Raw genomic sequence first — 12210 nt, 5'->3', positions numbered from 1 at the left:
GAATATGTTGCCCTAAGACACTCACTGTTTCAATGCATTATAAATCTTTTCTGCAAGGGCGTATGAGATCGAGGGCACCTTTGCGATTTCTTCTATACTTGCATTACGTAAAGGTTGTAACCCGCCCATATATTTTAGCAACATCTGCCGACGTTTCGGGCCAACCCCCTCAATTGACTCTAATGCACTCGTACTTTTGACTTTTGCTCGTCGTTGTCGATGTCCCGTAATCGCATGATTATGCGACTCATCTCGGATGTGCTGTATTACATGCAAAGCTGGCGAATCAGGGGGCAATGAAAAACCTTCTCCTTCAGGCTTTAAAAATAACGTTTCAAGCCCCGCTTTCCGGTCACTACCTTTAGCAACACCAATTAACAATGGGTGTTTTTTATCCCAATCAACGTCAAGTGAATTAAATACATCCGTTGCCTGCCCTAATTGGCCTTTTCCTCCATCGATAAAGATAATGTCAGGAACTTTGCTTTCATCAATATGTTTACCATATCGACGCGTTAAAACTTGGTGCATAGCTGCGTAATCATCACCAGGAGTGATACCAGTAATGTTATAACGACGATATTCAGATTTAACTGGACCCGATTTATCAAATACAACACAAGAAGCGACGGTTTGCTCCCCCATCGTATGTGAAATATCAAAACACTCCATACGGTTGATATTTTCTAAATGAACCACTTTAGCAAGTGCTTCCATGCGCTGTTGTACTGTCGAGTGTTGTGCTAATTTAGTTGAAAGTGCAATTGATGCATTCGTTCTCGCTAATTTTAAGTAACGAGCTCTCACACCACGAGGCTGACTTTGAATATTAATTTTACGCCCAGCGACCTCAGAAAGAGACTCAGCTAATAATTCTTTTTCTGTTAATGCAAAATCTAATAATATTTCGCCAGGTAACGTTCTATTTTCACTTCCTTGCAAATAAAACTGACCTAAAAAGGTTTGAACCACTTCCTCAAGCTGTGTATCTGTTGGAATTTTGGGGAAATAACTGCGACTTCCAAGTACTTTTCCTTGGCGAATGAAAAGTACATGCACACAAGCAAGGCCCGATTCAAAAGAAACACCAATAACGTCCAGATCATCGCTGTCACCCGATACATATTGCTCCTCGGTAACTGCCCTGACTGCTTGAATTTGATCTCTAAAGCGGGCTGCATCTTCAAAACGTAGCTCTAAACTCGCCTTTTCCATACGTTCAACTAAACCAGCTAAAACTTGTTTGTCTTTTCCAGTTAAAAATAAACGAACATATTCAACTTGTTGATTATAGTCTTCATCAGAAACTAAACCGTTAACACAGGGGCCTAAGCAACGGCCAATTTGATATTGTAAACAAGGCCTTGAGCGATTTCGATACATGCTATCTTCACATTGACGTATCGGAAATAACTTCTGCATTAATGCTAATGTTTCCCTCACCGCATAAGAGCTTGGGAAGGGGCCAAAGTACTCACCTTTCGCATGTTTAGCCCCTCGATGCATCGAAATTCTAGGGTGTGCTTCACTGCTTAAAAATAGATAAGGATACGATTTATCGTCGCGTAACAATACGTTATAACGTGGTTGGTACAACTTAATATAGTTGTGTTCAAGTAATAGCGCTTCTGTTTCAGTATGAGTCACCGTCACATCAATAGAGGCGATTTGCTTAACCAACTGCTCTGTTTTGCGGCTCCCCACATTTTCACGAAAATAACTTGATAAGCGCTTTTTGAGATCCTTTGCTTTTCCTACATAAATAACCGTTTCCCCAGCGTCATACATGCGGTATACACCAGGTTGATTAGTCACTGTTTTTAAGAAAGCTTTTGGTTCGAACTGTTCTGACACGCGAATAAACCCTGTTTTGCTGTAATTAAACCATAACTGATGGCTATATGAGTTAATTCTACATCACTACAGATATTAAGTTTACTAAACATTCGATATCGATAGGTATTGACTGTTTTAGGGCTTAAGGAAAGTGACTCTGCCACCTGTTTGATAGGCATTCCCTGAGTGATCATCAACATAATTTCTAACTCACGTCCCGATAATAAATCATATAAATCTTGTTGATTACTACAAGTTAACCGCTGAAGAGCAAGATCTTGGGCAATATCTGGAGATATTATCCGCCGCTTAGCACTCACTATTTGGATAGCTTCAATGATGTCCTCTTCTGTCACATTGATGCTAAGTAAACCGAAAATACCGATATCTAACGCTTTTAAAAAAAACGAAGGATTATTTCTGACATTGTAAATAATGATCCCGACATCCGGTTGAGTTCGGCGAAGTGTTTGTATGGTTTTTAGTGAGTCATAACGAAAACTATCACTACTGATTAAAATCATATTTGCTTTTTGGCATCGATTCCATGTAACCACATGCTCTACTGATGGAAAAGAAGCAACAACTTTATAGCGTATGTGACGTGAAAAAAATGCCTCAAAACCACGAATTGCAATTTTATTATCATCAATTATTATTATATTAATCAATTAATTCACCTATTGGACTTTAAAATTAATTGCAAAAATAATAAATGAATAAATAAAAAATTTATATACACTTTTTTATTTATCTTTGTTTCATTAAAAATAACATTAAATTATAATTTAAAAGAATGATTCATTGTTATTAATAATTAAAGACCACCTTATCGGGTGGTCTTTATATTAAAAATAAAATGATAGATTATTTTTTTCCAACTAAACGACAAATAGTTTCTGAGACTAAATAACTTTTCTCAAAAGAGCGTATTGGTAGAAACTCAAAACATGAGTGGAAGTTCAGTGCACCCGTAAAATAATTGGGGGTTAAAACGCCTCTTGCCGACAGAGCAGAACCATCCGTACCGCCACGCATCGGAATTACTTTAGGTTCAACCTCTTGAATTTTCAATGCATCAAAAATTAAATCGATCGCTGTACGGTCATCCCCTAATGAATCGCTAATATTGCTATACACATCAACAATATTACATTCAATTTTTGCTCGCGGATGACGAGCTTTTATTAAATCAATCGATTGTTCTATAAAACGTTTTCGTGCTGCAAAACTATGGCGGTCAAAATCACGGATCGCCATTTTAATTTTAGCGTTATCTGGGTTTGCGATTAAATCTGTCACATAAAAATAGCCTTCGCGATGCTCTGTATGTTCTGGGGTATCAAAACGATCAAAGCAACCAATAAAATCATGAGCTACACGAATAGGATTCAACAATACATTCTTAGCTGACATAGGATGTGCGGTAATACCTTTAATTGAAACTTCAATAGAAGCAGCATTAAACGTTTCATACACAACTTCACCAAGTGCACAGCAATCAATCGTATAAGCAAAATCAACGTTAAAACGGGATAAATCCATAATTTTAGAGCCGCGCAGGCCAATTTCTTCATCCGGTACAAACGCAACGTAGATATCGCCACAATCAAAATCGGCATGTTGCAGCTTATTCATTAATTCCATCACAACCGTTACAGCGGCTTTATTATCAGCGCCCAGTACGCTAGTACCATCACTAAAAATAATATCATCACCCACATAAGGTGCGGCTTCTGGATGCTCTGCTGCCTTAAACCAAATATTTTCTTTTTCATTTAAACATAAATCATTACCTTCGTACTTCAAGGTTTGAGGCTTAATGATGGGAGATAAACCAACATCGACCGTATCTAGATGAGTGACAAAACCTATTTTGGGTGCGGAAGGTTTATTTCCTGGTCGCATTGCATATAAGATGGCATGGTCATCAATATAAACATCCTTAAGACCATAGCTTTCAAGCTCTTGCGCTAGTAATTTTGCTAGCTCACGTTGTCCCTCTGTACTTGGAACAATCGTGCTTGCTGCGTCACTTTGGCTTTCAATAGCGAGATAGCGGTAAAAACGCTGCTCTAATTGTTTACCTAATTCGTTCATTTTATATTCCTTGCATTGACTATATTTACCCTATCTATTAATTTAATAAATAGATAGGGTATAGGCTCTACTTATTGTGCAGGATGCCACGTGTAACCGCTATCGAAACCAATTGGGATATCAAAAGCCCAGAATAAATATAATGTTGAAGTCAAAATAATTAATAACCCAATAGTGAATGGGATCATCATTGAGCACAATGTTCCTATTCCTGCATTTTTATAATATTTTTGACAATACATTAGAATTAACGGATAAAACGGAAACATCGGTGTGCTCACGTTCATTGCTGAATCACTAACACGAAATGCCGCTTGGGTTAATTCAGGTGAAATTCCTACAGCCATTAGCATCGGTACCAATACAGGTGCCATAATGGCCCATTTTGATGTCGCTGAAGTAATCATAATATTTAAAATAGCCGTTAATATAATTACGCCAAAAACAGTCATTCCAGATGGCATATCGAGTGTACGTAATAGTTCAGCCCCTGAAAGCGCTAATAATGTGCCTAAATTAGAATGTTGAAATGAATATAAAAATTGGGCAGCAAAAAAAGCAAAAACAATAAATGGGATAAGTGATTTAGTAATATTTTCCATTGCTTTAACAACATCTTTTGTTGATGTAAAAGATTTCGTCATGTAGCCATAAACAATGCCTGGTAAAGCAAAGAAAATAAATAGTAAAGGCACAACGATTTGCATAATAGGTGCTTTCGGGCTAGTTAAGCTACCGTCAGGCCCACGTAATGGCGAATTTTCTGGCCATAACAATGCAAATAATCCGATACCTAAAGCAATTAGCACTAAACCTGCAATTCGAAATGCACGATTTTCAGCAACCGTGATTTTACCTAAATCTTTTTCAGAATCAGTATCAACGTCGTTTACACTGATCGGACAGTTTTTATTTAACCATGGCTCAACAATTTTTTCAGTGATAAACCAACAAGTGAAGATAACGCCAAATGTACCGCCCAAACTAAAGAAATAGTTACATAAAACATTTACGCTATAACCTGGTGCTAGCATTTGCGCAGCATCTTGCGTAAAACTTTGCATTATTGGGTCAATAATTGAAGGTGTATAACTTGCAGTAAATCCCCCCGCTAAACCTGCAAATGCAGCAGCAATTCCAGCTAACGGGTGACGACCACTTGCATAAAACATCATCGCTGCAACTGGCATTAAAATGACATAGGCAGAATCCGAAGCAATATGAGAAACGATCCCCACAAATACCACTGTAGGCGTTAGCATTCTAGGTGAAATAAACGACAGCATTTTTTTCAATGCGGTATTAATAAAACCACTGCTTTCAGCAATACCAATACCTAATGTTGCCACTATCGTTATACCAAGAGGAGGGAAATTAATGAAGTTTTTAACTGCCGCAGTAATAAATAATATTATTTCCTCATACTGAAACATATTAACTATAGCGATTTTATCTTTTGAAATAGGATGGTAATAACTAAAATCTACAAAAGAAAGTAGATAAGATAAAAACCAACATATAATCAGGGCATAAACAAACAGCATAGTCACATCAGGCATAACATTACCAATGCGCTCAACACGGTTTAAGAACCCTTTCTTCTTGGGGAGTGTTTTAGTTGTCATATTTACAAGCTACTTATGTTATTAGAATAGAAACGTTATAACAGTAAATAACCTATATATAAAAGTAAAATACTTTTGCGATTAGTTTTAACAGGATAAACCAGTTTCAAAATAAAATATTAGAAATTTTTATGTTAATTTTAATTGCCACATATACCATATCTTAAATTTTATTAATTTATAGATTTAGATACAGAATATATTACTTAAGTGTTTTACTAGGAGGTTACGCATACAAAAAAAGGAATAATAATTACACATTTTTTGTATGCTAGTAAATTATACTAATGTATGTTATTCACGCTTTAATTTTTCAGTGTTTGCAATATAAAGTGCAACAACTAATACTAAAATTGCCCCTGCATGCAAAAGCGTTGTCATTGGATCACTATGGTCAACAATAATTAAACGAATTATTGCTGTAATACCTATATAGATGAAATATCTTAATGGGAAGTGATACCCTGACATAAAATACTTTATAATCAAGGCGATAAACTCAAAATACAGAAAATAAATGACAATGCCTTCTAATAATTCATAGGCCGTTGCCCCTTTTGAGCTACCAAACATTAATGAAGCCATTGTTACCGTTTCTTTAGCTAAAAAGAATACAAGTACAGCAGCGAGTGAGATCAAGCCAATATTTAGTATCCATTGTAGTACCCACGCAATATTACTCGCATGACGCATTCCTTTCATACTATTCATTTGTTATCCTTCTGAACAACGTTTAAACCTAGTCATTTTCTTAATTGTAAAACAAATTTAAATTACTCGCATGACAAACAAGAAATTAATTTAACCAATAGCACCAAAAAAATACAGTTTAGGTGGCTACTACTCCCCCCCCCCTTACCGCTTACTATTAAAGTAATAATTAGAAATTTTAATCCGATGACGGGGACATCATTTCCATAATGTCTTTCTCTGTCAGCATGGACGTTTTTTCTACAAAATTATAATATTGGGGCTTACTATCTATGTAAATTTGCATACTCAATTGCGCATCTTTATTCTCTTCAAATAAAGCTGCTGATGCATAGTATGTTGAAGGTGAAAGTAAATGGTAAAAAAGGTGTGAACCGCAATTATTACAAAATGCACGCTCGCCCCATTGGGATGATGCAAAGATTGTCACCGAGTCTTGTCCCTCTACCATTAAATCGTTACCACAATCAACACTAAAGCCTGGGCCGCCATTCCATTTTTGACACATTCCACAATGGCATACACTGACATGACTAATATCTTTTGCTGTTGTGATTTTTACTGAACCACATAAACATTCGCCTTGATGCATAGAATTTCCTTTATTTAGAACGTTCACTTAATAATCAACATTAGTGTATATAGTAAAAATTTAGTTATTATTTATTTGTCTATATTCTAAACTGCCGACCAGTAAAACGTTTATCATTAATAATACTACGCAATTGGGAACTATCACGTTCTTTTGTTTCTCGTTCAAACTCTATGTCTGCTTCACTTTGGTTTGTATTTTGTAATACATACTCATATCTCACTTGATTATGTGCTACAATTTCTGTTAATACTGTATTACTTGCAGCTTGGGCTGTTATTGAAAAGCCGGTCAAAATAACAATCATAATAAATATACGAGCCAGTAATGTTCTTTCCATCATTATCTCCTATTTCGTTATGACTGTTTTAGCGCAAATCCTTGTCAGAAAAAACAGACTAAAGGTAAGTGTGCTCATGCTTGAGTAAAGAGATGTCAGAATTGTCAAAAACGTAATTTGGAACCAAATAGAGTACAATTCCCTATTTGGTTAATAAAAATGTCTAGTTATAACTCTTCATGATTAGCTTTATCTGAAGAATTGACTTCTTTTAGTAAATACCAGCAAAAATAGATTAATGCTAAGATACCAATAAATAACAGTATCCATAACGTCATTGTCAACCAGTTAAAATTATCATCAGCTTCTTCTACTGAAGTTAATCTATCTACCCCTCCCAACTCAATGATCGTGTTATCAAGAAATAACTGGGGGTAATTCGTCATTAATTCATCAATGTTATCTGGTTTACCTACAAGCTGACTTGTAGTTAATTTATCAAAACTTGCTTGTTTATTTCCCCAAACAAGTAAATACGGCGCGGGACCTTGTAAATTAAAAATAAGGTTATAAGCATCTCGTTTTCCCGTTAACCTTGGCGGTTGATCCTCCCAACTGCCTTTGAGAGCAGAAATTTTTACTTTCCCTACCATTTCGCCATAAAGTGCAGTGCTTGGATTACTGACTAAATCACCATTTATTGTTTGATTATAGGCTACAATATTAGTGAGTAATTTCCAACTTTCACCGCGATCAGATGAATACTCGATTTTTAAGGGGATCACGCGGTTTGGTTGTTGCAACTGTATTTGTAATTCACTTAACGGCAGTGCTCTAGGTAACTGATAGATTATATGATCTTTTGAAACGCCATCGTTTGTCATCTCAAAATGAAATAGTTCTTGGCGGTCAGTTGAATTAAATATGCTAGAATTGGCATCTACTTTTAATAAATCGGGTATAACAATATCTGGAGCACTTACAATTACAGCCATAAGATACGGCGCATTTAATGCTTTTGAATTACCATTCAATAATTCAATATTGTTACTTGCAATAGTTTCAGAATTTAATTTTAAATTCATAATTGGCTGGTTCGATGCTACATTTAACCAATTTTCTTTATCATCGCTAGCAAAAATAGATACCTTTGCCTGCCACTCTTTCTCACTTTTAGCCCAGTTTAATGTCAGGCTCTTAACGGGTGCATCTTTAGTTTGGTTTTGATTTTTCGTTAATAAATAAGCCTGATAAGCAACGTTATCTTTCGCTTGCATACTAGGCAACTCAATTCTATTCACTTTACCAGGGATAGATTCGACGAGTAGATGTTGCCTTTCTCTACGCACATCATCATCGGAATTAACGCTGTCAACTTGGGTCACTAAACGTTGTGGTGTAAAAACTATTTTTTCATTAGAGACGGATTTTTCAGTATCAGAAAATAATACGGAAGGCATTTCATTACCAGTGCCATTAAAAACTCGAACATCTTGCAACGTTTTAGGGTACGCTGAATTAATATACGCATTGACGGGAAGCTCTAACCAATAAAAAGGGGTCGATGTATCAAGCACATTTATTTCTGAGCCTTGATAAAAACTATAAGGTGTCGTCTCTTCCACTGTCTCTGCATTCATATAACTAGAAAACAATGATAAAGAGAGGACAGTAATAAACTTACCTAGTCTTGTATTTTTTATTAAACTCATGGTTGTATCTCCTGTTCGACTTTCCCTTTTGCTTCTTTTGGTGGTAATGGCGAAAAATACCCAACAATTAAAATTAACAATGCAACACCAATAAAGGAAATTGCACGAGAAATACCACCTTGCCCATAAATATCAATTAAGAATAACTTGGCAATAACACACGCAAAAATACCTGCCCCCATAAACCACCAAATACGATTTTTCTTGATAGTGGCAATAATAATGCAGGCTAATGCAGCCAGTGCCCAACTGATAGAAAGTACAGTTTGTACTAAGCGCGAATCATAGAGGGTTTCATAATTCCAGCTCAGTGCGGCAAAATCTGCTGTTGCACGAATTAAAATGCCATTAAACCAATAAGCAGAAAGTGCAATTATGACTACGAATAAACTACGCAGAACCCAGAAATTAACGACTGTCACTTTACGTATTTTTTGTATGAACCCTCTACGTATTAAAACTAGAGCAGCAATGCTAAATAACCCAGCTTCATCTAATGGATTGATTAAAGGTATGTAATTCCAAAACGTCAGTTTGCCATCTTCTAAATTAGCATAGCCAGACAATATAATTAGTCCGACAGCAACAGGAAGCATCGAATACCAATAAATCAGTCCATTGCGTTTCATCGGTGGCATTCTATTTTTTTGTAGCCAATACAGAACAATAATGGTTAGCGTTATGGCCATGATATACATAAAATACCCGACTTCATGCATTCCCCAAGGTAAAATAGAAACGAACCAATTTACTTGAGTACCAATAAACGCAAGAATTAACCATAAATTAGCGCTATGGAGACATCTTTGCATCCAGGGATCGCGAAGCTTATATGCATGAATAACAAATAAAACAGAACTGCCCAAAACAACTGGCCATATAAGAGAACCTTCACCACGCCCCATCGGGTTTTGGTCGTTAAAGAAATCTAGGCTAAGATAATAATACCCCGCAATCCACAAGATAGACTGGCATAGTAATAACGGTACCCAATTAATATGGATAGCGTATAAACGCCAAAGCCAAACAGAAATAACAACCAAGACTAAAATAATAAAGCCTTCAGATTCACGACTCCATGACAAAATGTCGGTGAATAAAGGTAGCCAGCAGAACCAAGTCACCAAACCAATAATTAAGAAACCGTAACTAAATAAAGTAAAGTTACCATCTTCTTTACGACGTGTATGGAAAAGCCCTCCCGCCATAAAGCATGCGACTAATAGTACTGGAACCATATAAGTACTACTGCGACTCCAATATAGATAAGGATAATCACTTAATAAAGTCATTGCGCTAATAACTATCAATAAAGAGCCTATCGTCGCCATTTTTTTCTGGTTTTGCTGTAAACCAAACCAAAGAATTAACAGGCCTTCTAATGACCAAATAATCGAGGTCCACTCAAATGTTAATGCCAGTGGAATAGCTAACGTGATAAATCCAGCACCAATAATAATATTTGCTAATGCCATATTCTTGCCAGCAGATTTATAGCGTTTATGCACTTGTAAACCCGTAACCAGATATAGCAAGCCTATCATCAGAGAAATAAAGGCCGGCAGCAAACCTTCCCCTTGTGAAATAAAGAATTGAAGAGCAATACTGATAAAAGGCGGAACAAACAAAAGCGTATTATCAACGATAAGTTGCTTGCTATGTTCAAAACGTAGTGAAAATAGTTGAGTTAAAGCATTAAATACGACTAAATTAGCAATAATAAAGAGTTGGCAGGATAAATAATAGTCTGGCTGGTAATTATCTACCCCCCATAAAACGGCAATGCCATAAGTCATCACCATACCGACTAAATTTAAAGGGCGCCAAGCCTGCCACACACTAATAACTAAAATACCGATTGATAGCATCAAGTAATAAGAAAATAAAACAACATGGCTTCCACCACCAGTAGATAGTAATACAGGTGCTAAATACCCGCCTATTGATGCCAAAACCGCTAAGCTAATTGTTCGCTGCAATAATGCCAAAGCAATACTTGCAGCACAAATAAGCAACATAAAGGCAAATGCCATTCCATATGGCACCATCGTATATAATTTAAAGGCAGCAAAAATAGTGATATACAAGCAGCCTATTGCCCCCCCTTGTAAAATCAACCCAAATAATGCCTTTTTATTCCGTAACCACCAACCTACTCCAAGTAAGCCTAAGCACCCTACTGCGCTAAAAATCAAACGCATTTGCGGGGAAACAATGTCATTTTGCACGCTGTAATTCAGTAAATAGGCTACACCTAGGAATAACAGCAGAATACCTATTTTCGCAACAGGGTTTCCTTTCATTAGCCAGCTAAAGAAATGGCTAAATATTGATTTATCATGACTCGCCGTGTTTTGATTATTTTGATTTTCTTCACGTTTATTATGATTAAACCGATTTGGATCTACTTGCGATGCTGCCGAGTTATCAAACCTATTTGGATTGATGTTTTCATTAGTTAGGGAGCAATCGAGAGGGTCTTTATGAAGAGTTTGTTCCGTAATAGGAACCGAGCTCACATTACTAGATAAAACATGGTCAGATAAAACAGGCTCTTTTTCAGCCTTCTGATAAACAATATGACTCATCGAGGAGGCACTTTGCTTATCATCGAAGCTTGGTTGGGGAGCCGTTACACCATCAACAGATACACTTTGTGAGGGTTTAGAGTTAGAAAGTCGAGTTTCTAATGAGGAAACCTTCTGATTTAACAGCGAAATTTGGTACTGCAACCGACCAGTTCGATTGATGGCAATGATAGCAAGTATCGGAGCTAGCACTAGCAGAAAAACGAATACGAGTCCTACTAGTATCCAAGTATCCACAAATAGGTTTCCTCATAATAAAATTCACAATTTAGAATCTGGAAAATAAAGAGCACGCTTTCTGCTAGTGTAGATAGCATTGATCTCCTTGCCAACTAAATGTAATAAACTGTTACAAAATAATTCATTACACTCTACTATTAGCTATACTACGAACAAAAAGTAAGCGGCACCTTTCCCTCTTTTTTATGACTTAGTAATACTCCCATTCGGTATTTTAGTAACTAAGAAAACCCTTAATCATCATTTAATGATAGTTTAATTCAAAAAAATAGATAATGGATTGATTGTCTATTTTCCGATATTCATTTTCAGACACACAACGAATTAATAATGAAAATTTTATTAGTACAATTATTTTTATTATGCTATCTATATAATACTTTTATCTTCAATACATTACACTAATATTTATTAGTCCTTTAATGACTGTATCCATTTAAAATAATATTAATTATTTTCTTTATTACACGTTGATAAAAATATAAATGTTTTAATTAGAATGAGATTAACCACAAGGGAAAATGTT

General features: G+C 36.0%; 9 protein-coding genes. All 9 read right to left on the bottom strand.

Features of this window, described 5'->3' with window-relative positions:
* Positions 1-21: 21 nt before the first annotated feature.
* Positions 22-1854, bottom strand: coding sequence for an excinuclease ABC subunit UvrC (gene uvrC, locus M1E86_RS07715; RefSeq protein ID WP_140170667.1), 1833 nt, complete (start codon positions 1852-1854; stop codon positions 22-24).
* Positions 1821-2507 carry a LuxR C-terminal-related transcriptional regulator gene (locus M1E86_RS07710; RefSeq protein WP_140170668.1) on the bottom strand — a complete coding sequence of 229 codons (687 nt, stop codon included), beginning with the start codon at positions 2505-2507 and terminating at the stop codon, positions 1821-1823. The genes uvrC and M1E86_RS07710 overlap by 34 nt, the downstream gene beginning before the upstream one ends.
* Positions 2508-2703: 196 nt before the next feature.
* Positions 2704-3936, bottom strand: a complete 1233-nt coding sequence (gene pepT, locus M1E86_RS07705) for a peptidase T (RefSeq protein ID WP_213913306.1) — start codon at positions 3934-3936, stop codon at positions 2704-2706.
* Positions 3937-4007: 71 nt separating this feature from the next.
* On the bottom strand, positions 4008-5561 hold the full coding sequence (locus tag M1E86_RS07700) for an AbgT family transporter (RefSeq protein WP_213913307.1): 1554 nt from the start codon (positions 5559-5561) through the stop codon (positions 4008-4010).
* A 294-nt stretch (positions 5562-5855) separates the two neighbouring features.
* Entirely contained in the window at positions 5856-6263 is a 408-nt protein-coding gene (psiE, locus tag M1E86_RS07695; protein ID WP_172412229.1) for a phosphate-starvation-inducible protein PsiE, read from the bottom strand.
* A gap of 187 nt (positions 6264-6450) precedes the next feature.
* The gene (locus M1E86_RS07690; protein ID WP_213913308.1) at positions 6451-6864 is read right to left on the bottom strand and encodes a GFA family protein; all 414 of its coding nucleotides are present in this window, start codon (positions 6862-6864) and stop codon (positions 6451-6453) included.
* A 79-nt stretch (positions 6865-6943) separates the two neighbouring features.
* The gene (locus M1E86_RS07685; protein ID WP_125890877.1) at positions 6944-7204 is read right to left on the bottom strand and encodes a hypothetical protein; all 261 of its coding nucleotides are present in this window, start codon (positions 7202-7204) and stop codon (positions 6944-6946) included.
* 167 nt (positions 7205-7371) lie between these two features.
* Complete coding sequence (locus tag M1E86_RS07680; protein ID WP_213913309.1) at positions 7372-8856, bottom strand: DUF3999 family protein; 1485 nt, start codon at positions 8854-8856, stop codon at positions 7372-7374.
* On the bottom strand, positions 8853-11681 hold the full coding sequence (locus M1E86_RS07675) for a DUF2339 domain-containing protein (protein WP_213913310.1): 2829 nt from the start codon (positions 11679-11681) through the stop codon (positions 8853-8855). Before M1E86_RS07675 ends, M1E86_RS07680 begins: the two co-directional genes overlap by 4 nt.
* Positions 11682-12210: the final 529 nt, after the last annotated feature.

Origin of the sequence: Providencia sp. PROV200 (assembly GCF_049901995.1) — a bacterium.
GTDB lineage: Bacteria > Pseudomonadota > Gammaproteobacteria > Enterobacterales > Enterobacteriaceae > Providencia > Providencia rettgeri_E.
Note: the sequence above shows the minus strand (reverse complement) of the source record. Positions and strands in the feature narration are given on the sequence as shown.